Raw genomic sequence first — 24497 nt, forward strand, 5'->3', positions numbered from 1 at the left:
CATGCACCGCCGGACGTTCCTTCGTCACATGTGCGCCGGCGGCATCGCGACGTTCGGGTTCCCGACCGTCAACTTCGCGCAGATCGCGTCGCCGGGCCGCTTCGTCTTCGCGCTGCTGCGCGGTGGATTCGATGGCCTGTCGGCCGTCGTCCCCTACGGCGATCCGGCGTACTCGTCGCTGCGAGGCCAGTTCGCGTTCCAGCCCGCCGAGCTCGTGGAGCTCACCGACACGTTCGGCCTGGCGCCCGGGCTCGCACCGCTCAAGGAGCTGTGGGACGCGCGCGAGCTCGTCGCGCTGCACGCCATGGCGATCCCATACCGCACCCGCAGCCACTTCGACGGTCAGGCCGTGCTCGAGACGGGCATCGATCGGCCGATCGGCTCGTCCGACGGCTGGCTCAATCGCCTCCTGCAGACGATGTCCGGACGCCGCGCGGGGATCGCGATCGCGGCCGGCATGCCGCGCTCGCTGAGCGGGCCGTTCGACGTGCAGACCTGGTCGCCGGCGCAGCTCGGCGCGGTGGACGACGCGTATCTGGAGCGGCTGGCGGCGCTCTATCGCACGGACAAGATCCTGTCGGGCCGGTTCGAGGCGGCCGTTCAGCAGAAGGACGTGGTCGGCGAGGAGCCGATGGCCGGCGGCAACGCCCGGCGGGGCGGCATCACGCCGCTGATGCAGGCGGCCGCGCGCATCCTCCGCCAGGACTCCGGCCCGAACGTCGCGGCCGTGGAGTTCAGCGGCTGGGACACGCACGCCAATCAAGGGGTGGCGGGCGGCGCGCTCGATCGGCTGCTCGGCCAGCTCGCGGAAGGGCTCATGGCGTTCCGCCGCGACATGGGCCCGGCCTGGTCCGACACGACCGTCGTCGTGATGACCGAGTTCGGCCGCACGGCGCGGCCGAACGGCACACGGGGCACGGACCACGGCACGGCCGGCGCGGGATTCGTGCTCGGCCCGAAAGTCGCGCGGGCAGCCGTGGTGGCGGACTGGCCCGGGCTGCGCGATCAGGATCTGTTCGAGCGCCGCGATCTCGCGCCGACACTCGACACGCGATCGGTGCTGAAAGCCGTCGTAGCCGCCGCGTTCGACCTCACGCCCGCGCAGCTCGCGCGCGTGTTCCCCGAATCGGCGGCCGCGCGGCCGCTGTCGTCTCTCATGACGTGAGCCGGCGCGGCCGCGGCGTGTTGCGCCGAAGATCGGCGCCAGCGAGCCGTGCGCGGATCTGCCGCGCGCACGACACGAGCGCCTTCGCGACCGACGGCCTGCAGGACCTCGACCCGACGGGACGGACCGGCGGATGAACAGGTCGTGCCGCGCGTCTCACCGCCCGATCGACCGGCGCGAGATCTCTTCGTCGTCGAATCTCAATGGCTCCGGGGATAGTCCTTCCAGAGCCACTCGAGTGCCTGCGCCAGCGTCTGCGCCTTCATCGCTCGATCGGTGTGCCCGGCGTTCTTCACGAACGAGTACTGATAGGTGTAGCCCCTGGCGGCGAGCACGCGGGCCATCTCCTCGCTGGCTTGCACCCAGTCGTGCATACCGTCGCGCATCACGTTCGGATTGAGCAGATCGCGATCGCCCACCGCCAGCCAGATCCGAATCGGCTTCCTCGGCGAGCTCTGGATGAGGCTGCGATGGAACTCCCACGCGCCGCCGGGTGTGTCGGGGTTCGACGGCCATTGCTGGTTGACCGCCGTGATCGAGTACGCGAGCACGCGATGGTACAGGTCGTTGCGGTACCACGCCATGATCAGCGCGGCCGAGCCGCCGGAACTCCCGCCCATCGTCGCGCGCGCGTCCGGATCGCGCGAGAGCGTCACGTTGTACTGCTCCTCGACGCGGGGCAGCACTTCGCTTTCGACGAAAGCCGCATAGGTCCCCGACATCGTGTCGTACTCCAGCCCGCGCTGGCTGCCCTGCGCGTCGCCGCCGCCGTTGCCGATCGAGATCGCGATCATCGCCGGCACGCGCCCCTGCGCGATGAGGTTGTCGAGCGTGACGAAGAGCATCGGATCGGGCCCGTCGGCGCCGACGATGAACGGTGCCGCGGCGCCGCGCAGGTACTGCTTCGGCACGTACACCTGTACGCGGCGGGTCCACGGCGCCGGATGGCTGGTGGTGACGATCAGCCTGGCGGGATTCTGGGGATCGGGTGTTCCGAAGGTGCCAGGGTCTCGCGCGATGCCGGGATAGATCCGGCTCTCAGCGGAGCTCATCTGGAATTCGAAGACGTCACCCACCGGGACGCCAGGCCGTGGCATCGTCTCGGGCGCGGGCGTGTGCGTCGGCCCGATGACGTAGTTGCCGACCGTGTCGGCCGGCGGGAGCGTGCCGTCCGGCAGCTCGATCTTCTCGACGAAGCCTGGTGTGTGGGGGTCGCGCGTGGGCGGCGTCGGGCGGGGCGCCGCGGGAGCGGCGGCCGCCTGCGCGCTCGGGGCGGGCGATTGCGATTGCCCTGCCAGGACCACGTGCATGGCCCCCAGTGCGGCCACCAGCATCCAGACGCTGAGTTGACGCATCGCGCCTCCGGTGATTGAAGCCGCTACAGTAGCGCACGTCGTGGTATCCGGCCACGGAGACATGCCGCGCGGCCCGGCCCATCCTGCGTGAAAGGACTTGCCGGTGCGCCGCGCCAGGTCAGCCAGCGGCCGGACGCTGAACGCGCAGGCGAGCACAGCCTCGCGCGCGCTCGCCGACCCGCCGACCGCGGAAGTCGTTACGGCGTCGATCCGGCGAGGCGGGCACGGATCTGCCGCGCGCGGGAAAGGAGCGCTTTTCGCCCCGATCGCTCGAATGCGGCGAGATGGCGGCGGACGACGGGCCGCAGGGCCGGCAGGGATTCGGCGAAACGCGCCAGGCTGTCGAGCGCCCATGCGCGCACGAAGAGCTGCGGGTGAGCGACGTCGCGCTCGAGGATCGCGACGGCCCGCGCACGCTGCCGTGGCGTCCACCGGAACAGCGGCAGCGCGCGGACGATTTGCAGCCGGATCTCCCACGCGTCGTGCTCGGCGAGCGGTCCGATGAACAGCCGCTTGTACGGCGCGACCCACTCCGGATGCGCATGGGCGAGCTTCTCGACGAGGTCCAGCGCGCGCAGCGTCACCAGCCAGTCGGGATCGCGGGCGAGCGCGACGAGCTCCTCGACGCGGGCCGGATCCGCTTCGACGAGCCGCCGTGCGGCGGCCACGTGCGCGATCGAACGCCGATCGCCGCCCGTGAGCAACGCGCGCAGCGTCACCGCGCCTCGTACGGCACGGGCGCCTCGGGCGGCGGCGACACCACGCGCGTGAACTGGCCGCGCTGGAGCAGCTCCCGCCCGCGGCCGCCGCGGCTCGTGACGTCGTACTTGGCCGTGCTGATCGTCTGCTCGGCGCCGCGCGTGGTCTCCACCGTCAGCAGATCGCGGTCGCCCGTCGACGCGACGAAGCCCAGCAGCCGGTCGTCGTCCTTCTGGAGCTTGATCAGGATGACGCCGCGGCCCGGGCCGGCCAGGAAGTTCACCTCGCCGAGGCGGCAGAGCATCGCGCGCGCCTGCCGCGTGGCCGCGATCACGATCTCGGTGCCCGTGACCTTCGCCACGCCCACCACCTCGGCGCCGTCGGCGAGGCGGGCGAAGCGGCGGCCGGCGCGCGTGCTCGGATCGGCGAACGGCGCGAGCGAGAAGCGCAGGCTGTACCCGTCGCTCGTCGCCGCCAGCGCGTGTACCGGCGCCGGCACGTCCGGCGACTTCGACGCAATCGTGCCCTCGCGCGGATCGAGGCTGAACGCGCCGATCACGCGCTCGCCGTCCTTGAACTTGAACAGCCGCTGGATCGGCTCGCCGTAGCCGGTCGACGCCGGCACGTCCGCGATCTTGATGCTGTAGGCCGCGCCGACGTTCGAGAAGAAGACCACCGTCGCGCGCGTGCTGCCGGCGAGCGCCGTCAGCACGGCGTCGCCTTCGCGCACGCGCGTGGCCGCCAGATCCTTCACCTCCTTCTGCCGCTTCACCCAGCCATCCCGCGTGACGATCACGACGTTGTCCTCGTCGACGACGAAGTCCTCGGCGGAGTACTCCTTCTCCTCGACCGCGCTCACGATCTCCGTCCGGCGCGCGCCGCCGTAGGCTTTCTGGATCAGCTCGATCTCCTGGCGGATGATCGTCCAGCGGTGGTCCTTGCTCTTCAGCAGCGCGCCGATCTCGCGCGCGCGCCGCCGCTTGTCCGCCAGCTCCTGCTGCACGACCAGGATCTCGAGGCGCGCGAGGCGGTAGATCTTCAGCTCGAGGATCGCGTCCGTCTGCTCGGCATCGAGCTCGAATCGCTTCATGATCTTGTCGGCCGCGTCCTGCTTGCCGTCGGACTTGCGCACGATGCGCAGGATCTCGTCCAGCGCGTCGAAGACCTTCTCGAAGCCCTCGAGCACGTGGATCCGCCGGTTGAGCGCCGCCAGCTCGAACTCGAGCCGCCGCGTGACGACATGGAAACGGAAGTCGAGGAAGTGCCAGAGGATCTCGTGCAGGTCGAGCCGCTCGGGCTTGCAGACGAGCGCGTTCTCCGTGGGGACGAGGCAGGTCAGGTTGACCGGGAACGTGGTCTGGAGCGGCGTGTGCCGGTAGAGGTAGGCCATCACCATCTCCGGATCGGCGTCCTTCTTCAGCTCCAGCGCGATCCGCACGTCGTCGGTCGACAGATCGCGCACGTCGACGAGGTGCGGGAGCTTGCGGGAGAGCGCCACGTCGGCCAGGCGCTCGACGAGCGTGGCCTTGTTGAGCGTGTAGGGCACGCTCGTGACGTAGATCGTGCGCCCGCCGCGCGCCTCCGGCCCCGGCTGCCACGTGGCGCGGATGCGGATCGTGCCGGTGCCCTTCTCGTAGATCTCGCGCAGCTCGTCGGTCGTGTTGACGATCTGGCCGCCGGTCGGGAAGTCGGGCCCCTTGATGTAGCGGCGGAGCTGCGCCGGCGACATCTCGAGGTCGGCGTCGATCATCTTGACGAGGGCGGTGCAGACCTCCGTGAGGTTGTGCGGCGGGATGTTGGTCGCCATGCCGACCGCGATGCCGGTGGCGCCGTTGACCAGCAGGTTCGGGATGCGCGCCGGCAGCACGACCGGCTCGTCGCGCGTGCCGTCGTAGTTCGGGCGGAACGGGACGGTGTCCTGGTCGATCTCGGCCAGCATCTCGTCGCTGATCCGGGCCAGCCGGCACTCGGTGTAGCGCATCGCCGCGGCGTTGTCGCCGTCGAGCGACCCGAAGTTGCCGGAACCGTCGACGAGCGGCTCGCGCAGCGCGAAGGGCTGCGCCATGCGGACGAGCGTCTCGTACAACGCGGCGTCGCCGTGCGGATGGTAGTTGCCCATCACGTCGCCGACGACCTTCGCGCACTTGCGGTGCTTCGCGTCGGCCGTCAGATTCTGCTGCCACATCGTGAACAGGATGCGGCGCTGCACCGGCTTGAGGCCGTCGCGGACGTCCGGCAGCGCGCGCGCCGTGATGACCGACAGCGCGTAGTTGAGGTACCGCTCCTGCGCCGCCTCGTGGAGCGCGACGCGATCGTCGCCGCCCGTGGGCGGCGGCGTCAGCAGGTCGGCATCAGCGTTGTCGAAGAGGGACGGGGAGCTGCCGGTTTTCTTCTTTGCCACGGCCGCGAATTGTACCGCGGCGCCGCAGGCTCGGCGGCGCGGCGGGGGCGCACGCAACGCCTGCTGGACGCGGCCGGCAGCTCACGTGTCAGCGCGTTCTCGCGCGCGACCTGCGCCCGCAAGCATCGCCCGCGAGCGTGCGCCGGCCGGCGCTACAATCGGCAGGCTCCCCGCGCACACCGCGTATCGACGATCGTCCGGAGACGAACCCGCCATGGCAAAGCGCGCCCCACGAAACCACGAGCCGCCGTCTCGCCTGATCGACGCGCGAATCGAGGAGCTCGGCGATTGGCGAGGCCGGGTGCTCGGCCGGATCCGTGCCCTCGTCCGGGCCGCCGATCCCGCCATCGTCGAGGAGTGGAAGTGGGACGTGCCGGTCTGGTCGCACGACGGCCTGATCTGCACCGGCGAAACCTACAAGCAGACCGTGAAGGTGACGTTCGCGAAGGGTGCGGCCCTGCCGGACCCGTCGCGGCTCTTCAACGCCAGCCTCGAAGGGCGCACCAGGCGGGCGATCGACATCCACGAGGGCGACGAGATCGACGAGCACGCGTTCAAAGCGCTCGTTCGCGCCGCCGTGGCGTTGAACAGACTGTAGACGGGTACGACAGGTACGACCGGTACGACGGGTACGACAGGCGACAGGAGCGAACTGACGCGGGTCACCTTGATTTTGGATGCGCGAGAGGGTCGCGCGTGGCCGTCGCTTCGCGACAGGGCCGGAACGCCGTCGCGGCCAGGCGTCGGGCGTCGGCGCCAGGGTGATGGAGGAAATCACCTTCCTCGGCCGCGACGAGCGTGCTGAGAGCGCGGCCAGAATCCGGCCGCAGGTCTCGACCACGCGGCGCGCGATCCTGCGGATTCGACGGCGCGATCCGCGTTGTTCAGGGCCGCCAGTCCGCGATGAAGAGGTTGGTGTCGCCCTCCTTGGCCGCATTGCGGTTCGACGCGAACACGAGCTTCGTGCCGTCGGGCGAGAACATGGGGAACCCGTCGAAGGTCGGACCGAACGTGACCTGTTCCTGGCCGGTGCCGTCGACGTCGATGAGGAACAGATCGAAGTTGTTGCCGCGCGGGTTCGCGGCGTTCGAGGCGTAGATGATGCGCTTGCCGTCGGGCGTCCAGTACGGCGCCCAGTTGGCGCCGACGCCCGTCTTCGTGACCTGGGTCAGATTGCGGCCGTCACGATCCATCACGTAGACCTCGAGCGACGTCGGCCGCCAGATCGCCTGCTTCAAGAGACGGAAGAAGTCGTCGAGCTCCGGGCCGGGCTGCGGATGACGGCCGCGGAACACGATCTTCGACCCATCGGGCGAGAAGAACGGCCCGCCGTCGGGACCGGGCAGGTTCGTCAGGCGCCGCACGTCCGATCCGTCGCCGTTCATGGAGTAGATCTCCATGTCGCCGTCGCGCACGCTCGTGAACACGACGCGGCCGTCCTTCGCGATCGTCGCTTCGGCGTCGTACCCCGGCGCGCTCGTCAGCCGCTGCAGGTTCGTCCCGTCCTCGTTCACGCGGAAGATATCGTACGACTCGTAGATCGGCCAGACGTAGCCCTGCGCCATGCTCGGTACCGGCGGGCAGGCTGCCCCGGCGAGGTGCGTGGAGGCGTAGATGATCGACCGATTGTCCGGATAGTAGAAGCTGCACGTCGTGCGCCCCTGCCCCGTGCTGACGAGCTTCACGTTCGATCCGTCCACGTTCATCGTGTAGATCTGGTCGCAGCCGTGGTTGCGGTTCGACTGGAAGCTCAGCTTTCGCCCGTCGAACGAGAAGTACGCTTCCGCGTTCTCCCCGCCGGACGTCAACTGCTTCACGTTCGCGAGGTGGCGCTCCCCCGGATAGACGAGCGCCGCCGGCGCCTGCGCCGGCGGCCCGGCCTGGCGGGGCGCGGACGCCCAGCCGACGAGGCCGAGCAGGGTGAGTCCAAGCACGGGCAGCGCGTTCACGTTCGACATACGTAGGATGATACCGGGTCTTGCCCGATCTCCGACGCATCATCCACGTGGACATGGACGCGTTCTACGCGTCGGTCGAGCAGCGCGATCGCCCGGCGCTCAGGGGCCGGCCCGTCGCCGTCGGCGGCTCGCCCGCGTCGCGCGGGGTCGTGGCGGCGGCGAGCTACGAGGCGCGCCGGTTCGGCGTGCGATCGGCGATGCCGATGGCGCGCGCCGTCCGGCTCTGCCCGGCGCTCGACATCGTCCGCCCGGATTTCCAGAAGTACCGCGCCGTGTCCGACCAGGTCTTCGCGATCTTTCGATCCGTCACGCCGCTCGTCGAGCCGCTGTCGCTCGACGAGGCGTATCTCGACGTAACGGACAACGCCTGGCACGAGCCGCTCGGCGTCACGGTCGCGCGGCGCGTCAAGGCGCTCATCCGCGAGCGCACCGGCCTGACGGCCTCGGCCGGCGTCGCGCCCAACAAGTTCCTGGCGAAGATCGCGTCCGCCTGGCGCAAGCCCGACGGCCTGACCGTCATCGCGCCCGAGCGCGTCGAGACGTTCCTTCAGCAGCTTCCGGTCGACGCGCTGTGGGGCGTGGGGCCCGTTACGGCCGAGCGACTGCGCGAGCGGGGCATCGAGCGGCTCGTCGACGTCCGCCAGGTCGATCCCGCCGTGCTGCGCTCGGCCGTCGGCAGCCTCGCCGAGTGGCTGGTCGCACTCGCTCACGGGCGCGACGACCGGCGCGTACAGCCCAACCGCGAGGCGAAGTCGTCGTCGAGCGAGTGCACCTACGCCGCGGACCTCGTCGATCTCGATCGCATCCGGGAGGAGATCGCGGAGCTGGCGCGCGAGAACGCCGACTGGCTTCGCGCGCGCGATCTCGTCGCGCGCACGGTCACGATCAAAGTGCGGTATGGCGACTTCGCCACCGTCACGCGCAGCCACAGCGGCCGGCCCACGGCCGACGCCGCCGACATCGTCCGCCGGGCCGTCGGCCTGCTCGAGAAGACGGCCGCCGGAGAGCGCCCCGTGCGGCTGCTCGGCGCCGGCGTGCACGGCCTCGCCGCGCGCGAGACGATCGATGCCGGATGGCTGCCGTTCGACGAGCGCTGAGCGCGAGCGCCGGCGGCTACGCCGTGAGCCCGAGGTCGGCCGACGAGCGCGACGGCTCGATCCAGCCCTGGAGCTCGCGGCCGACGATCGCCGCGAGCGCGTCGAGCCACGCGTCGTGCGTGTTGAGGCACGGCACGCGCCGGTACTCGCCGCCACCCTCGAGCCGGTAGATCTTGCCGTTCGTCAGATCCATCTCCTCGAGCGTCTCGAGGCAGTCGGCCGTGAACCCCGGGCAGAGGACGGCGAGGCGTTCGAGCCGGCGGTGGGCCAGATCGCGGAGCGTCTGCTCGGTGTAGGGCTGCAGCCACTCCTCGCGACCGAACCGCGACTGGAACGACACCGTGACGCGATCCTGCGGCCAGCCCATGACCGCCGAGAGCGCGCTGGCGGTCGCGAGACACTGCTGCGGATACGGGTCGCCCAGCGTGGCATATCGCTTCGGCAAGCCGTGGAAGCTCATGAGCACGTGGTCGGCGGGCCAGTCGCCGAGCGCATCCCGAACGGTGGCCGCGAGCGCCTGGATGTACTCGCGCGCGAGGAAATACGGCGGGACGACGCGGACGGGCGGCACCACCCGCCGCCGCCCGGCTTCCTCGAAGAACTGCTGCACGCTCGAGCCGGTCGTCGCGCTCGCGTACTGCGGGTACATCGGGACCGCCACGAGCCGATCGCACCCGGCCGCGATCAGCTCGTCGATGGCTCGCGACACCGGCGGCTGTCCGTACCGCATCGCGTAGGTGACGCGCACGGCAGCCCCGGGCGAGGCGCGCTGGAGCCGCTCCTCGAGCCCGCGCACCTGCCCCTGCGTGATGACCGCCAGCGGCGACCCTTCCGGTGTCCAGATCCGCCGGTAGAGCTCGGCTGAGCGCTTGGGCCGCGTCGGCAGCACCATGCCGTACAGGATCGGCCACCACAGCGCGCGCGGCAGGTCGATCACCCGCCGATCGTTGAGAAACTCGTGCAGGTACCGGCGCAGCGCGGACGTTTCCGGCGCGTCCGGCGTGCCCAGTTGCAGCAGGACGATGCCGACCGAAGGGGCGGACATGGTTGGAGCGTAGCGCGCCGGGCAGGGCGCGCGTAGCGTTCGGACAAAGCCCGGACAATCGGACAATCCGATGACACTTCCCGCCGCCCGCATGAATAAGATCACCTGAGAGGTCTTTCGTGTTCGTCCTTCACCAGCCGCCCGGCCGAGCGACCTTGCCCGTCGACGCACCCGTCTGGCGCACGTGTCTGCGCGAGGTGGCGTTCGTCGACGACTGGCATCGCGCGGCACCCGGACAGCAGCTCGTCGGCCACGCGGAGGCGTACGCCCTGCTGCTCGAGATCGTGACCGGCCTGCGATCGCCGCTCGTCGGCGAGACGGAAGTGCAGGCGCAGTTCAAGGCCTTCCTGGCCTCGCTCGATCCGGCAGCGCACCTCGATCTGCACCGGCTCGGACAGCGGGTTCTGGCGGACGCGAAGTACATCCGCCAGCATCATCTCCAGGGATTCGGCGCCCACTCGTACGGAGTGCTGGCCGCTCGCCGCGTGCCCTCGGGCCGGCGCGTCGCGCTCGTCGGCGCGGGCGCGCTCGCCGGCCAGGTCACGGCGGCCCTTGCCGGCCGTCACACGATCGACCAATGGGCGCGGCGAGCCGTCGAGGGGCGGCCGGCGCTCCTGCTCATCGCCACGGCGGATGCGCGCGGCGTGGTCAGCTCCGCGCCGACGACGCTCGTCCTCGCCTCGCCGGTGGCGTCGGCCGTGGCCGCCACCGTCGCCCGCTGCTACGCCGATGTGCGCGAAGTCATCGACCTGCGCTCGGCCGATCAGCGATCGCCGATCGCCGACGACCTGCCGGTCGTCACGCTCGACACGCTGTTCGCCGACGCGCGCGGCTCGGCGTGCATGCCCGCCGAGCGGATCGAGGCGGCGCGGTCCGACATCACCCGCCTCGCACGTGCTTTCGAGCGCCGGGAACAGGTGCGTCCCCTCGGGTGGGACGATCTGTGCGCCTGAGGCTGCTCAGCCGATCGAGCGCGCTCGCGACACTCCAAACCGACTTCGTCGAGCGCGCGTTGCGATCGCGCTGGCCGTCGCTCGCGATCGACCGCGCGACGCGATCGTCGGAGGGCGACCGCGATCGCCGGCTCGATCTGTGGGCGACGGGCACCAAGGGCGTTTTCACCGCCGATCTGTCGGCCGCGCTCCTCGCCGGCGACGCCGAGGCCGTCGTCCACTCCTGGAAAGACCTGCCGATCGACGATCGCGCCGAGACGCTCGTGGCGGCGACGCTCGAACGCGCCGATCCGCGCGACGTGCTGCTCGTCCGGCGCGAGGCCGCCGAAGCGCGGCCCGAGACGCTGCGCGTGCTCTCGTCGTCGCCGCGGCGCGTCGCCGAGATCACCGCATCGGGCCACGGTCTGCTGCCGTGGACGATGTCGGCGTGGGAGAGCGTGCCGGTGCGCGGCAACATCGCGACGCGCCTTCGCAAGCTCGTGAACGGCGACGGCGACGCGCTGGTGATGGCGAAGGCGGCCCTCGACCGGCTGCTGTCGGCCGAGGCACCAGCCGGCACGGCCGCGGACGTCCGCCGCCTCGTCGATCGATGCCGCTGGATGGTGCTGCCGCTCCAGGACTTCCCGACGGCCGCCGCCCAAGGCGCCATCGCCGTGGAGGTCGCGGCGCATCGCGCCGACGTGCTCGACGTGATGCGCGCCGTGAACCACGAGCCGACGTGGCGGGCCGTCCTCCGCGAGCGCGAGACGCTGCGGGCGTTCGGCGGCGGCTGCCACGATGCGGTCGGCGTGACCGTGCTCGTGCGAGACTACGGAGAGGTGATGAGCGTACGGGCCAGCGTGCCGGACCGCCCGCCGGCGCACTCGTGGACGCTGACGCGCCCGCCGGCGCCGCTGCCGCCACCGACGACGATGGATCGGGTTTGGCCGCAGCCGTCGGAACGGGAGTTCACGCGACGCCGGCCGATCGACGCGGCCGGCAGTCTGCCGGAGGGCGGCGTGTGGGTCACGCGCGCCGAGGCGCTGCCGGCCCGCTGGATGCCGGCTGCCGACCAGCCGGTGTGGGCTGCCGGCCGCCGCACGTGGGAAAGGCTGGCCGCGCGCGGGATCTGGGTCAACGGCTGCGCCGAAGGGCTCGGCGACGCCGAACGCCCCGGCATCGATCAGATGGTCGGACATCCCGTACCGTGGCGACGCCTGACGCACGCCGAGGCCGGCGATCCGGAGGCGCTGGTCACCTACACCGCGGACGTCCAATTCCCGGCCGATCTCGAGGCCCGCACGCACTTCTACTGGACGAGCGGCAGCGCGTTTCTTCGGGCGCTCGCGCTCCATCCCTCGATTGCCGGCGGGTGGCACGCGAGCGGCCCGGGACGGACGGCGCGCGTGATTCACGACGCGCTGGCGTCGCCGGCAAGGGCAAGCATCTGGCTGGACTACACCCAATGGCTTCGTCACGTGACACCCTGAACGCCGCCGCGCCAGCGTGGTCGCGGCTTCGCCTCCGGCAAACGGCGCATCTCCGCGACCTGGTCGCCGAGACGTCCTTCTCCGTCGCGCAGCTCGTTCAGCCGGTGTTCGTGGACGAAGCGCTGACCGGGAGCGAGCCCATCCCCGGGCTCGGCGACAACGCCCGGCACGGCCGCGCATCGGCGCTCGACGCCATTGCCCGTGATCTCGACGCGGGCGTGACGCACTTCCTGCTCTTCGCCGTGCCGTCCGCGAAGCGCGAACACGCGCTCGAGTTCGGCCACGCGGCCCGCACCGTCGAGTCGATCGTCTCGAGATTCGGCGATCGCCTCCATCTCTGGGTGGACATCTGCCTCTGCTCGTCGACGACGCACGGGCACTGCGCGGTGCTCGAACCGGGGGGCGGGATCGATCTCGGCGCGACGCTCGACGCGCTCACCCGCGCATCGGTGAGCGTCGCCGACGCCGGCGCCCACGGCGTCAGCCCGAGCGACATGATGGACGGCCGCACGGCGGCGATTCGCGCCGGGCTCGACGCGGCCGGCCATGGCCGCGTGCCGATCATGAGCTACAGCACGAAATTCGCGAGCCAGTTCTACGGACCCTTCCGCGTGGCGGCCGACTCGGCGCCGCAGTTCGGCAATCGCCGGCACTATCAGATCGACGTGCGCTCCCGCCGCGACGCGATCGGCTCCAGCCTCCGGTGCGCCGAGGAGGGCGCCGACCTGCTCATGGTCAAGCCGGCGATGACGTCGCTCGATCTCATCGGCCCGATCGGCGACGCGACGGGCGCGCCGGTCGGCGCGTACCAGGTGAGCGGCGAGTATGCGAGCCTCCTCGCGCTCGCCGAACGCGGCTTCGCGGACTTCGACGCGGCGTTCGCCGAAACGCTCCACGTGCTCCGCCGCGCCGGCGCGGCGTTCATCATCACCTACGGCGCGCGGCGCGCGCGCGCGGCCGGCCTGGCATGAGCAGCCAGTCGCTGTTCGATCGCGCGCGGCTCACCGCGCCCGGCGGCGTGCACAGCCCGGTCCGCGCCTTTCGCAGCGTCGGCGGCACGCCGGTGTTCTTCGCGTCAGCCGCCGGCCCGCGCCTCACCGACGTTTCGGCCGTGAGCTACATCGATTTCTGCATGAGCTTCGGGCCGCTCATCCTCGGCCACCGCGATCCCGTCGTTCGCGATGCCGTCGCGCGCAGCCTCGAGGACGGCTGGTCGTTCGGCGCGTGCGAGCCGTATTCGCTCGCGCTCGCCGAGTGGATCCTCGCGCGCGTGCCCTGGGTCGAGCGGCTGCGCTTCGTCTCGTCCGGCACCGAGGCGGTGATGTCGGCGCTGCGCGTCGCTCGCGCGGCGACCGGCCGCTCGACGATCCTGAAGTTCGAGGGGTGCTATCACGGCCATGCCGACGGCCTGCTCGTGCGCGCGGGCAGCGGCCTCGCCGGCCGGACCGCGGCGACGAGCGCCGGCGTTCCGGACGGCACGCTCGCCCACACCGTCGTCGCGCCGCTCGACGACGACGCGGCGGTGGCGCTCGCGTTCGAGCAGCACGGCGAGGATCTCGCGGCCGTGATCGTCGAGCCGGTGCCGGCCAACTACGGCCTGCTGCCGCAGCGGCCGGAGTGGCTCACGATGCTCGCCGAGGCGTGCCGCGCGAACGGCACGCTGCTCATCCTGGACGAAGTGATCACCGGATTCCGCACCGGTCTGGCCGGCGCGGCGGGTGCGTTCGAGATCACGCCGGATCTCGTCTGCTACGGGAAGGTCATCGGCGGCGGGTTTCCCGTCGCCGCGTACGGCGGCCGCGCGGACCTGATGGCGCTCGTCGCGCCGGACGGTCCCGTGTATCAGGCCGGCACGCTCAGCGCGAATCCCGTCGGCATGCGGGCCGGCCTGGCGACGCTCGAGGAGATGACGCGGCGCGACGGCTGGACCGTGCTCGAGCACCGGGCGGACCAGTTCGTCCGCGAGCTCGGTGCGGCACTGGCCGAGGTCTCGTCCGATTTGCACGTCGTGCGCCACGCCTCGCTGTTCTGGATCCGCCGCGGTTCGGCGGAACCGGTGCGACGGCCCGACCGGATCGGCGCGGATCACGCCGAGTGGTTCGCGCGGTTCTTCCACGCCGCGCTCGCGCGCGGCGTCTACCTGCCGCCGTCGGCCTATGAAGTGAGCTTCCTGTCGATGGTGCACGACCAGGCCACGCTCGAGCAGGCGCGCGCCGTGCTCGCTCAGGCGGCCAGGGACGCCGAGCCATGACGGGCGGGCCGATCGGCAGCCGGGTGCACTACGTGATCGCCATCTGCTGGCTCGTCGCGACGGTGTCGCTGGCCTCGTGGTGGCTGGCCCTCGGGCTCTCGCTATCGCCGACGACCGCGATGCACCGCATGTTCCTCTGGGAGGGCGGCGCGTTCATCGCCCTGCTCGTCGCCGGCGGCACGACGATCGTGCTGGCGATCCGGCGTGAGCACCTCCGCCGCCAGTCGCTCGAGACGTTCTTCATGTCGTTCACCCACGACTTGAAGACCTCGCTCGCGCGGGTCCAGCTCGAGGCCGACGGTCTCCGTGAGGACTGGCCCGAGGCGCTGCCGAGCGAGGCGCTCGATCGGCTGCTGCACGACATCGTGCGGCTCCAGATTCAGCTCGAGAACTCGCTGTTCGTGGCGCAGCCGGACGGCCGGCTGCTCAGCGAGCGCATCGACGTGCGCACGGCGGTGGCGCGGCTCGCGCTCGACTGGCCCGATCTCTCGATCGCCGTCGAGGGCGACGCGCTCGTCCTCGTGGACGCGCGCGCGTTCGACGCCGTGCTGCGCAACCTCCTGCAGAACGCCGCCGTGCACGGCGGCGCGCGGCACGTCCGCATCCGCGTCGAGCCGCAGGATCGCGGCAGCGTGCGGCTGACGGTCGAGGACGACGGCCGCGGCGTGCCGGCGGAAGTGCTCGCCGGCCTCGGCCAGCCGTTCGCGCGCGTCGGCCGCACGGGCGGCACGGGCATCGGGCTGTTCGTCTGCGGCAGGCTCGTGGCGCGCATGCACGGCGCCCTGCAGTTCCTCTCGCCGTCGGCCGGCCAAGGGCTGACGGTGCGCATGGAGCTGCCAGGGGCGTCCTGATGCCGCGCGTGTTGCTCGTCGAAGACGACGAGTCGCTCGGCCGCACGCTGACCGAGCGGCTCCAGAAGGAACGGCTGGACGTCGTGTGGGCCACGACCGTGGCGAGCGCGACGACCGCGCTCAAGGAAGGCGGGTGGGACTTGGCGATTCTCGACGTCCGGCTGCCCGATGGATCCGGCTTCGGGCTGGCGCGCCAGATCAAGCGGACGTCGCTCACGCCCGTCATGTTCATGACGGCGCTCAACTCCGCGGAGAACCGGCTCGAGGGCTTCGAGACCGGCGCCGACGAGTACCTGCCGAAGCCGTTTCACCTGAAGGAGTTCATCCTCCGGGTTCGGCACGTGCTCGCGACGCAGCACGTCCCGGACGTCGTGCGCACGCACGGCCGCGAGATCGATCTGCGTGCGCTCACGGTGACGACGCCGGGCGGCGAGCGCGCGTTCCTGCAGGTGCGCGACGGCCAGGTGCTGAAGCTGCTGATCGCCGCGGCGCCGGCCGCCGTCGATCGATCCGCGATTCTCGACCGCGTGTGGGGACGCGATCAGTTCCCGACGCCGCGGGCGGTGGACAACACCATCGTCCGCCTGCGGCAGGCGCTGCAGGACGATGGCGGGCACTTCATTCGGTCGGTCCGCGGCGTGGGCTATCAATGGACGCCCGATCCGGAGGCGACATGAGCCATCCGTTCCTCGCCGCGCTGGAAGGCCGCGTGCAGGCCGTGCCGCCCATCTGGTGCATGCGGCAGGCCGGCCGCTACCAGCGCGCGTATCAGCAGTTCCGGCAGCAGCACTCCTTCGAGACGCTGTGCCGGGAGCCCGAGCTCGCGGCGCAGGTCGCGATGGCCTCGATCGACGACTTCGACTTCGACGCGGCCATTCTCTTCAGCGACCTGCTGTTCCCGCTCGACGCGCTCGGCCTCCCGGTGCGCTACGACGACGGCCGGCCGGTCGTCACCCGCCGGCTGACGGCCGACACGATCGGCGAGCTGCGCGACGTGGACGCGGCCGCCGCCGCGCTCGCGTTCCAGAGCGAGGCCGTGGCGGCGCTGCGGCGCCGGCTGCCGGGCGAGAAGGGGCTCATCGGGTTCGTCGGTGCGCCGTGGACGCTCTTCGTGTACGCGGTCGAGGGCACGCACGCCGGATCGCTCGTCATCGCGAAATCGTCGCGGGCGCTCTACCGGCGCTTCGCGCCGATCGTGGTGGAGCTGCTGGAGCGCGCGATCGGCGCCCAGCTCGCGGCGGGCGCCGACCTCGTGATGGTGTTCGACACGGCGGCCGGCGAGCTGTCGCCGCCGGCCTTCCGCCACCTGCTGCTTCCCGATCTGCGCCGGCTCGCGGATCGCTTTCCGGGCCGGCTCGGCTACTACGCGCGCGGCCTGCATCCAGCACACCTTGAGCACAGCATGGCGCGGCCGAGCACCGCGTGGGCAGGGCTCGGGGTCGACTGGCGTTGGAACGTGCCGGACGTGCTCGCCTCGGACGCCGACCGCGGCTTCATCCAGGGCAACTTCGATCCGGCCCTGTTGCAGCTCACCGGCAGCGACCTCCGGCAGGCGATCGACGAGTTCCTCGAGCCGTTCGCCCAGCTCGAGCCGGAGGCGCGCGCCGGGTGGATCTGCGGGCTCGGCCATGGCGTGCTGCCGGGCACGCCCGAAGAAAGCGTCAAGACCTTCGTTCAGACGGTCCGGAGGCGCCTGTCATGAACCGCACGGATCTGTTCGCCAAGTACGACCTGCCGGTCCCCCGGTACACGAGCTATCCGACCGTGCCGCAATGGCACGCCACGCCGACACCCGACGAGTGGGTCGACTCGCTCACCCGTGCGGCGTCCGCCGACAACGGATCGATCGCCATCTACGTCCACCTGCCGTTCTGCGAATCGCTCTGCAGCTACTGCGGCTGCAACACGGTCATCACGCGCGACCACGGGCGCGAGGGGCCGTACGTCGATCTGGTGCTGGCCGAGCTCGACCTGTATCTGTCGCGCGTGCCGTCCCTCGCGCAGACGCCGATGCGCGAGATCCATCTCGGCGGCGGCACGCCGACCTTTCTCTCGTCCGGCTCGCTCGTGCGGCTAATCGACGGCCTCATCGGACGGCTCTCGGCCGGCGCCGAGTTCATCGGCGCGGTCGAGGTGGACCCGCGAGTCACGACCATCGAGCAGCTCGAGACCATGCGCGCGCGCGGGTTCCGCCGGATCTCGCTCGGCGTGCAGGACATCGATCCGGAAGTGCAGCACCTCGTGAACCGGCATCAGCCGGTCGAGCTGACGGCCACGCTCTGCGCGGCCGCGCGCGATCTCGGCTACGAGTCGCTGAACGTCGATCTGATCTACGGGCTGCCAGGACAGACGCCCGAATCGATGACGCGGCTCGTGCCCGAGATCGTCCGGCTCGCGCCGGATCGGCTGGCCGTCTACAGCTTCGCGCGCGTGCCCTGGATCAAGCCGGCGCAGCGCCGCTTCCGCGACGACCAGATCCCGACCGGCGCGGAGAAGCGGCGGCTCTACGAGATCGTGCGCGACGGGCTGCTCGAGGCGGGCTACCTCGAGATTGGCCTCGATCACTTCGCGCGCCCGCACGACTCGCTGGCCGTGGCGGCCGCCCGCGGCACGCTGCACCGCAACTTCATGGGCTACACGGACGTCCACACGACGACGATGGTCGCGCTCGGCGTGAGCGGCATCTCCGAGACGGACGATTGCTATCACCAGAACGAGAAGGTGCTCACGCGGTACGAGGAGCGCGTGCGCGCCGGCGAGATCCCGACACATCGCGGCCACCGGCTCTCGCCCGAGGATCGGCGGCGGCGCGCCGGCATCGCCTCGCTCATGAACACGCTCTGCGCCGATCTTTCGCCGGCCGATCTCGAGGCGAGCGCCGGCCGGCTCGCCGAGCTGGCCGACGACGGCCTGCTCGACGTGCGCGGCCATCGCCTGATCGTGCGGCCGGAGGGGCGGCCGTTCCTGCGCAACATCGCCGCCGCGATCTTCGACGAGTACGCGCAGCTCGATCGACAGCGCACCGGGCCGCTGTACTCGACCTCGGCCTGACATGCGCGCCGCGCGCGTCGTCGGCGGCGGGCTGAGCGGGCTGGCCGCAGCCTCGCACCTGTCGGATGCCGGATTCGAGGTCGAGGTCGTCGAGGCGTCGGGCCGGCCCGGCGGGCTGATCGAAACGCTTCGCACGCCCGACGGCCTCGTCGAGTGCGCCGCCAACGCGTTCGTCTGGACCGAGACGACCGCGCGATGGTTCCAGCGGCTCGGCCTGACGCCGGCGTTCCCCGGGCCGCTCTCCCGCCGGCGCTTCGTGTTCCGAAGCGGCCGGCCGCGGCGATGGCCGCTCGGCATCGCCGAGTCGCTGTCCATGGCCGCACGCGGCGTCGCCGCGCTCGGCACGCGGCGCACGCGGCCGCACGAGCGCGAGAGCGTCGCGGCCTGGAGCGCGCGGGTCGTCGGCCGGGGCGCCACCGAGTGGCTCGTCGGCCCGGCCCTGCAAGGCATCTACGGCGCGCCGGCGGATCGTCTCTGCGCGCGCGTGATCATCGGCCGGGAGCGCCCGCCTCGCTATCAAGGCCAGCGGCTGGCCGCGCCCGAGGGAGGTATGGGCCAGTTCATCGACGCGCTCGTGAACGATCTCGAGCGGCGAGGCGTCACGATCCGGCTCGGCCATGACGTGAACCACCTCGCCGCAGACGTCCCGACGGTGATCGCGACGAGCGCGCCGCCGGCCGCGGCGCTCGTGGCGTCGCACGCGCCGGCGCTGGCGGATGCGATTCGGCGCGTGAGCATGACGTCGATCGTGACCACGACGGCGTTCTTCGCGCCGCATCCGGACGACGCGCACGGCTTCGGCGTGCTGTTTCCGCGCTCGACGGGCGTCGAGGCGCTGGGCGTGCTGTTCAACGCCGACGTGTTCGCCGGCCGGAGCGCGCTGCGATCGGAAACGTGGATCTATCGGACGACCGGCGCCGCGGCGACGCTGCCTTCCGGCGAGACGATCATGACGGTGCTGGCTGCCGATCGCGAGCGGCTGACCGGGCGCCGCGACGCCCCAGTCTCGTGGCGGATCGTCCGCCGGCCCGACGCGCTGCCGATCTACTCGTGCGATGTGCTCGACGTCGCTGCGCGCGTGCCGGACTGCCCGCCGTGGCTCGCGCTGGCGGGCAACTACCTCGGCAGGATCGGCGTGGCGGCGCTCCTCGAGGGATCGGAGGCGGCCGCCGCGCGGCTGATCGCCGCTAGCGCTTCTCGACCCTGACCTGCTTCATCACGATGTCCTGCCGCGGCGTCTCGCCCTCGACCGACACCGTCGCGATCGTGCGGACGACGTCCATGCCGCTGATCACGCGGGCGAAGGCGGTGAACTTCCCGTCGAGGCCGCGGCACTGGCCGGTACAGATGAAGAACGACGTGGTCGCGCTGGCCGGATCGTCGCCGTGCGCCATCGAGACGACGCCGGGCACGTGGGTCGTGTCGTTGAACTCCGGCTTGAGGGGATGCACGAGCCGGCGCTGCGCGCCGGTGAGCGGCGTCGCCCGGAAGTTGAGCGCGCCGGTCTGGATCACGAAGTTCGGCACGATGCGGTGGACCTTGATGCCGTCGAAGATCTTCGCCTGGGCGAGGCGGAGGAACTGCCGCACCGTCTCGGGCGCGACCTTCGGCAGCATCTCCAGCTCGATGTGGCCCATGGTGGTCTCGATCACCGCCTTGTAGCCGGCGAGATCGGCCGGCGTGTCGTTGACGAACGGCTCCGGCGGCGTATCGCGAATCGTGATGTTCGTGATCTCCACGCGCGCCTTCGGCAGGCCGGCCGCGCTGGCCTCGGCCGCCGAGATCGCCTGCACGACCTCCATGCCCTCCACGACGCGGCCGAACACGTCGTACTTGCCGTCGAAGTCGGGCTGATCCGTCACGCACACGAAGAACTGCGCGCCGCCGCTCGCCGGCATCGACAGATCGCGCACCGTCGAGACGGCGCCCGACGTGTGCTTCTGGTCGTTCTCCTCGCGGGCGAGCTGGTGAAACCCGCCCTGTCCGTAGTCGGCGGCCTTCGCCGGGTCCTTCGTGTTGGGATCGCCGCCCTGGATGACGGCGTTCTTCAACACGTAGTGGAACAGGGTCTTGGCGTACGCGCCGTCGCGCGCCTGCTTCATGAAGAAGCCGACGTGGTTCGGCGCCACGTCGGGGAGGAGCTGGATGACGAACTGCCCCAGCGTCGTCTCGACGACGGCCTGCTTCCCTCTCATCTCCTCCGCCGAGTACGGCGACTGGACCGGCGGTTGGGCCGAGGCCGCGGGAGCGGCCGCAGCGGACAGCAACAGGACGAGGATCCCGGCGCGCATGCCCGCATTGTAGCGGCAATGATTGCGGCATAATGACGATATGTCCGACATTGCTGCACGCGGCTACGCGCACCCCGAGATGCTCGCGTCCACCGAGTGGGTCGCCGAGCACTTGAACGATCCCAACGTCCGCTTGGTCGAGTCGAACGAAGACACGCTGCTCTACGCGTCCGGGCACGTTCCGGGCGCCGTCCACGTGGACTGGACGGCCGATCTGAACGATCCCGTCCGGCGCGACTACATCACCGAGAAGGGGTTCTCGGCGCTCGCGTCGCGCATCGGCATCACACCGAAGACGACGGTCGTCTTCTACGGCGACAAGAACAACTGGTGGGCGTGCTATGCGCTCTGGGTCTTCCAGTTGTTCGGCCACAAGAACGTCCGGATCATGGACGGCGGCCGGATCAAGTGGGAGCGCGAGGGCCGGCCGATGACGAAAGACGTGCCGGCGATCAAGCCGGCGCGCTACCCGGCGGTCGAGCGCAACGACAAGCCGGTCCGCGCGTTCCGGCCCGAGGTGCTGGTGCACGTGAAGGGCAAGGGGCAGATCGTGGACGTCCGGAGCCCCGAGGAGTACGCGGGCACGCGGATGCACATGCCCGACTACCCGAACGAGGGCGCGCTCCGTGGCGGCCACATCCCGGGCGCGAAGAGCGTCCCCTGGGCGCGCGCGGTCAACCCGGACGACGGCACGTTCAAGACGGCGAACGAGCTCGCCGACCTCTACCTGAAGACGAACAAGCTGAAGAAGGACAAGCCGACCATCGCGTACTGCCGCATCGGCGAGCGCAGCAGCCACACCTGGTTCGCGTTGAAGTACCTGCTCGGGTTCAAGAACGTCAAGAACTACGACGGCTCGTGGACGGAGTGGGGCAATTCGGTCGGGTTGCCCATCGAGAAGTGAGATGCCGGCGCTGCCTCAGACACTCCAGGCGGTGCTCGAGACCTTCGAGATGTTCAGCGATCCGGCGGATCGCACCGGCCTGCTGCTGAGCTACGCGGATCAGTTCAGGGAGGTGCCGGCCGCGGTCGCGAGCCGGCCGTTCCCAAAGCACCATCTCGTGCCGCACTGCGAGTCCGAAGCGTACGTGTGGGCGCTGAAGCAGCCGGACGGCACGCTCAAGCTGCACTTCGCGGTCGAGAACCCGTCCGGCATCTCGGCCAAAGCGCTCGCGACGATCCTCGACCGATCGCTATCGGGCCTGCCCCCGTCCGAGATCGCCGCCGTCACGCCCGACATCGTCGAGAAGATCTTCCGGCAGAACATCTCGATGGGCAAAGGGATGGGCCTGATGTCGATGGTGCAGGCGGTGCGCAGCCTGGCGAAGGCGGCCGAAGCGGGACGCTAGAGAAGACGCTGGGGCGACGGTTTCGGGGGCCGAGGGATAGCGATGCAGGCGAATCAGCGTCAGCCGGTAACCGCGCCGCGGATTCCGATGGCGGATCTGCCGGACGTGGACATCGCGTCGGTCCTGGCTGACATCCGCCAGCTTTCGTCGGCCGACTTCGGCGGGCGCGCGCCCGGGTCGGCCGGAGAGCAGCGCACGGTCGACTACCTCGTGCGCCGCTTCCAGGAGGCCGGCGCCGCGCCTGGCCATCCGGACGGCGGGTGGGTGCAACACGTTCCGCTCGTCAGCCTTCGCGCCCACACGTTCACCGATCTGGTCGTGGCGTTCGACGACCATCGCGAACGCTTCCAGCCGCACGAGGAGGTCGTCGCCTTCAGCCGCCGGGTGACCGACGACATCACGGTGAACGACTCGGAGATCGTCTTCGTCGGATACGGCGTGCAGGCGTCCGAGTACGGCTGGGACGACTTCAAGGGCGTGGACGTGCGCGGGAAGACGATCGTCGTGCTCGTCAACGATCCGCCCGTGCCGCTCGATCCATCGAAGCCGGATGAGCTGGATCCCGCCATGTTCACGGGCCGCGCGATGACCTACTACGGCCGGTGGACGTACAAGTGCGAGAAAGCCGCCGAGCTCGGCGCCGCGGCCGTGCTGATCGTGCACGAGACCGGGCCGGCCGGCTATCCCTTCACGGTCGTGCAGGGCATGGACGGCGAGCGGTTCGACCTCGTCACGCCGGATCGGAACATGCGCCGGGCCGCCATCGAGGGCTGGCTGTCGCGCGACGCGGCGGTCCGGCTCCTCGCGCGCGCAGGTCTCGACTTCGACGAGCTGAAATCGCGCGCACGCACGCGGGAGTTCGCGCCGGTCGCGCTCGGCGGGCGCGCGTCGATGTCGTTCCGCCAGACGCTGCGGACCGTCGACTCCCGCAACGTGATCGCGAAGATTCCCGGCGGCGATCCCGCCGTCGCCGACGAGCACGTCCTCTACGTCGCGCACTGGGATCATCTCGGAACGTCGGAGACGCCGCGCGGGACGGCCGTCCATCACGGCGCGAGGGACAACGCGAGCGGCGTCGCGATGCTGATCGAGTTCGCGCGGCGGTTCGCGCGGATCTCACCGAGGCCGCGGCGCACGATTCTGCTCCTCGTCGTCACGGCCGAGGAGTCGGGCCTGCTCGGATCGGGCTACTACGCGACGTTCCCGCTCTATCCGCTCGAGACGACGCTCGCCGCGATCAACGTGGACGAGCTGAACGTGTGGGGCCGCACGCGCGATGTGACGGTCATCGGCCTCGGCGCGTCCGACCTCGACGCGTATGCGGCGGAGGCGGCCGCCGAGCAGGGACGCGTGCTCTGCGCCGATCCGGAGCCCGAGAAAGGCTTCTACTACCGGTCGGATCACTTCAACTTCGCGAAAGCCGGCGTGCCGGCGTTCAATCCCGACTCGGGCGTCGAATTCGCCGGCAAGCCAGCCGACCACGGGCAGCGGGTGCGAGCGGAGTGGACCGAGAAGTATTACCACCAGCCGTCGGACCAGGTGCAGGATTGGTGGGATCTCGGCGGCGCCGCCGAAGACGGCAAGCTGCTGTTCGCGCTCGGCTACCGCGTGGCGAACGCCGAGGCGTATCCGGCGTGGTCGGCCGGCCGCGAGTTCCGCGCCGTCCGCGAGCAACGTCTCGCCGCGTTCCGCCGGTCGCGCGACGCGGCCGCCTCTCGGGGATGACGTGAAGGTCCGCCGCGCGCTGACGGCCGCCGTGCTCCTCTCGTTCGTGTACGCGGCCGTGCGGCTGTTCTGGTGGCTCGACGATCAGCAATCACCCGCCTCGTACTCGGCGACCTGGAGCGGCCTCTTCAAGGCCGGCATCTGGGTCCTGCCGAGCGCCATGGCGGCCGCGCTGCTCGCGCGCCGGGGCGCAGCCGATCGATGGCCGGCGCTCGGTCTCGACGCCGGCATCGCGCGCGGCCTCGCGTTCGGCCTGATCGCAACGCTGCCGATGGCGGCCGCCGTCGCCGCTTCCGGCTATCGGACGGCCACCGGCGACCTGATCGTCGGGACGGTACTGCTCGGGCCCTTCGCCGAGGAAGTGCTCTTTCGAGGCTTCCTGCTGACGCACCTGCGGCGGAGCGCCGGCCTCTCGCTGCCAGCCGCCGTCGCGCTCAGCGCGCTCGCGTTCGGGGCAGCGCACGGCCCGCAGCTCAACGCGCACGTGGGGTCCTACTACATCAGCTCGCCGTGGGAGCTGACGCTCGTGCGCGTCGGCATGCTCGCCGGACAGATCGCCACGCTGACCGCCGGCGGCATCGTCTTCGCCTGGGTCTATTGGCGGTTCGCCTCGCTCTGGCCGGCGATCGGCCTGCACGCGTTCCTGAACTTCTGGCTGACGATCTCGACCGATCAGGCGCGCACCGTGCCGGGGTGGTCGCTCAGCCTCGTGGCGATCGCCCAACTGCTCTCATTCGTCGTCGCGCTCTGGCTCGTGCGGCATCCCGGCACGTCGCGCTACTGGCGGCTCGCTCGTCTCTCCTGATGACGTTCCGGCCGCGGCGCGGAGCAGTGCCC

The 24497-nt window shown here is 70.9% G+C and carries 22 protein-coding genes; 16 read left to right on the plus strand and 6 right to left on the minus strand.

Annotation, left to right across the window (positions count from 1 at the left end):
• The first annotated feature begins 1 nt into the window (after position 1).
• Complete coding sequence (locus IT184_05165) at positions 2 to 1165, plus strand: DUF1501 domain-containing protein (GenBank protein MCC7008185.1); 1164 nt, start codon at positions 2 to 4, stop codon at positions 1163 to 1165.
• Positions 1166 to 1365: 200 nt separating this feature from the next.
• Here the strand turns inward: IT184_05165 and IT184_05170 are convergent, their stop codons facing one another.
• From IT184_05170 to IT184_05180, 3 genes are all read right to left on the minus strand, one after another.
• Positions 1366 to 2520, minus strand: a complete 1155-nt coding sequence (locus IT184_05170) for an esterase family protein (protein MCC7008186.1) — start codon at positions 2518 to 2520, stop codon at positions 1366 to 1368.
• Positions 2521 to 2717: 197 nt separating this feature from the next.
• Entirely contained in the window at positions 2718 to 3239 is a 522-nt protein-coding gene (locus tag IT184_05175; protein MCC7008187.1) for a hypothetical protein, read from the minus strand.
• Positions 3236 to 5620 carry a DNA topoisomerase IV subunit A gene (locus IT184_05180; GenBank protein ID MCC7008188.1) on the minus strand — a complete coding sequence of 795 codons (2385 nt, stop codon included), beginning with the start codon at positions 5618 to 5620 and terminating at the stop codon, positions 3236 to 3238. The genes IT184_05175 and IT184_05180 overlap by 4 nt, the downstream gene beginning before the upstream one ends.
• Positions 5621 to 5834: 214 nt before the next feature.
• Here IT184_05180 and IT184_05185 point away from each other — a divergent pair, with 214 nt between their 5' ends.
• Positions 5835 to 6218: a DUF1801 domain-containing protein gene (locus IT184_05185; GenBank protein MCC7008189.1), complete on the plus strand. Its 384-nt coding sequence runs from the start codon at positions 5835 to 5837 to the stop codon at positions 6216 to 6218.
• 286 nt (positions 6219 to 6504) lie between these two features.
• Here the strand turns inward: IT184_05185 and IT184_05190 are convergent, their stop codons facing one another.
• Positions 6505 to 7578, minus strand: coding sequence for a PD40 domain-containing protein (locus IT184_05190; GenBank protein MCC7008190.1), 1074 nt, complete (start codon positions 7576 to 7578; stop codon positions 6505 to 6507).
• A gap of 53 nt (positions 7579 to 7631) precedes the next feature.
• On the opposite strand from IT184_05190, the gene dinB reads away from it, so the two are divergent.
• On the plus strand, positions 7632 to 8675 hold the full coding sequence (gene dinB / locus IT184_05195; protein ID MCC7008191.1) for a DNA polymerase IV: 1044 nt from the start codon (positions 7632 to 7634) through the stop codon (positions 8673 to 8675).
• Between the two features lie 16 nt (positions 8676 to 8691).
• Here dinB and IT184_05200 read toward each other — a convergent pair whose 3' ends face one another.
• Complete coding sequence (locus tag IT184_05200; protein ID MCC7008192.1) at positions 8692 to 9720, minus strand: ferrochelatase; 1029 nt, start codon at positions 9718 to 9720, stop codon at positions 8692 to 8694.
• Positions 9721 to 9839: 119 nt separating this feature from the next.
• Between IT184_05200 and IT184_05205 the strand changes: the two genes are divergently transcribed.
• The 9 genes from IT184_05205 to IT184_05245 are packed head-to-tail and all read left to right on the plus strand — an operon-like array spanning position 9840 to position 19502.
• Complete coding sequence (locus IT184_05205) at positions 9840 to 10673, plus strand: hypothetical protein (GenBank protein MCC7008193.1); 834 nt, start codon at positions 9840 to 9842, stop codon at positions 10671 to 10673.
• Positions 10664 to 12142 (plus strand): hydroxymethylbilane synthase, encoded by a 1479-nt coding sequence (gene hemC / locus IT184_05210; protein ID MCC7008194.1) that lies wholly within the window; start codon positions 10664 to 10666, stop codon positions 12140 to 12142. Before IT184_05205 ends, hemC begins: the two co-directional genes overlap by 10 nt.
• The gene (gene hemB, locus IT184_05215) at positions 12118 to 13113 is read left to right on the plus strand and encodes a porphobilinogen synthase (GenBank protein ID MCC7008195.1); all 996 of its coding nucleotides are present in this window, start codon (positions 12118 to 12120) and stop codon (positions 13111 to 13113) included. Before hemC ends, hemB begins: the two co-directional genes overlap by 25 nt.
• The gene (locus IT184_05220) at positions 13110 to 14393 is read left to right on the plus strand and encodes a glutamate-1-semialdehyde 2,1-aminomutase (GenBank protein ID MCC7008196.1); all 1284 of its coding nucleotides are present in this window, start codon (positions 13110 to 13112) and stop codon (positions 14391 to 14393) included. The genes hemB and IT184_05220 overlap by 4 nt, the downstream gene beginning before the upstream one ends.
• On the plus strand, positions 14390 to 15244 hold the full coding sequence (locus tag IT184_05225; protein ID MCC7008197.1) for a HAMP domain-containing histidine kinase: 855 nt from the start codon (positions 14390 to 14392) through the stop codon (positions 15242 to 15244). Before IT184_05220 ends, IT184_05225 begins: the two co-directional genes overlap by 4 nt.
• Positions 15241 to 15921 carry a response regulator transcription factor gene (locus IT184_05230; protein ID MCC7008198.1) on the plus strand — a complete coding sequence of 227 codons (681 nt, stop codon included), beginning with the start codon at positions 15241 to 15243 and terminating at the stop codon, positions 15919 to 15921. Before IT184_05225 ends, IT184_05230 begins: the two co-directional genes overlap by 4 nt.
• A complete protein-coding gene (locus IT184_05235) occupies positions 15918 to 16946 on the plus strand; it encodes a uroporphyrinogen decarboxylase (protein MCC7008199.1) in 1029 nt (342 codons plus the stop codon). Before IT184_05230 ends, IT184_05235 begins: the two co-directional genes overlap by 4 nt.
• The gene (hemN, locus tag IT184_05240; protein ID MCC7008200.1) at positions 16943 to 18295 is read left to right on the plus strand and encodes an oxygen-independent coproporphyrinogen III oxidase; all 1353 of its coding nucleotides are present in this window, start codon (positions 16943 to 16945) and stop codon (positions 18293 to 18295) included. Before IT184_05235 ends, hemN begins: the two co-directional genes overlap by 4 nt.
• 1 nt (position 18296) lies before the next feature.
• Positions 18297 to 19502: an FAD-dependent oxidoreductase gene (locus IT184_05245; protein ID MCC7008201.1), complete on the plus strand. Its 1206-nt coding sequence runs from the start codon at positions 18297 to 18299 to the stop codon at positions 19500 to 19502.
• Here IT184_05245 and IT184_05250 read toward each other — a convergent pair.
• Positions 19483 to 20586, minus strand: a complete 1104-nt coding sequence (locus IT184_05250) for a peptidylprolyl isomerase (protein ID MCC7008202.1) — start codon at positions 20584 to 20586, stop codon at positions 19483 to 19485. The two genes, IT184_05245 and IT184_05250, sit on opposite strands and share 20 nt — an antisense overlap.
• A 40-nt stretch (positions 20587 to 20626) precedes the next feature.
• Here IT184_05250 and IT184_05255 point away from each other — a divergent pair, with 40 nt between their 5' ends.
• The 4 genes from IT184_05255 to IT184_05270 all read left to right on the plus strand — a co-directional run bounded on the left by IT184_05255 (position 20627) and on the right by IT184_05270 (position 24465).
• Positions 20627 to 21490, plus strand: a complete 864-nt coding sequence (locus IT184_05255; protein ID MCC7008203.1) for a sulfurtransferase — start codon at positions 20627 to 20629, stop codon at positions 21488 to 21490.
• A 1-nt stretch (position 21491) separates the two neighbouring features.
• The gene (locus IT184_05260; protein ID MCC7008204.1) at positions 21492 to 21935 is read left to right on the plus strand and encodes a SufE family protein; all 444 of its coding nucleotides are present in this window, start codon (positions 21492 to 21494) and stop codon (positions 21933 to 21935) included.
• Between the two features lie 87 nt (positions 21936 to 22022).
• A complete protein-coding gene (locus IT184_05265; GenBank protein ID MCC7008205.1) occupies positions 22023 to 23660 on the plus strand; it encodes a M20/M25/M40 family metallo-hydrolase in 1638 nt (545 codons plus the stop codon).
• A gap of 1 nt (position 23661) precedes the next feature.
• Complete coding sequence (locus tag IT184_05270) at positions 23662 to 24465, plus strand: CPBP family intramembrane metalloprotease (GenBank protein ID MCC7008206.1); 804 nt, start codon at positions 23662 to 23664, stop codon at positions 24463 to 24465.
• Positions 24466 to 24497 lie beyond the last annotated feature (32 nt).

This window comes from Acidobacteriota bacterium (assembly GCA_020853395.1).
In the GTDB taxonomy this organism is placed as follows: domain Bacteria; phylum Acidobacteriota; class Vicinamibacteria; order Vicinamibacterales; family SCN-69-37; genus JADYYY01.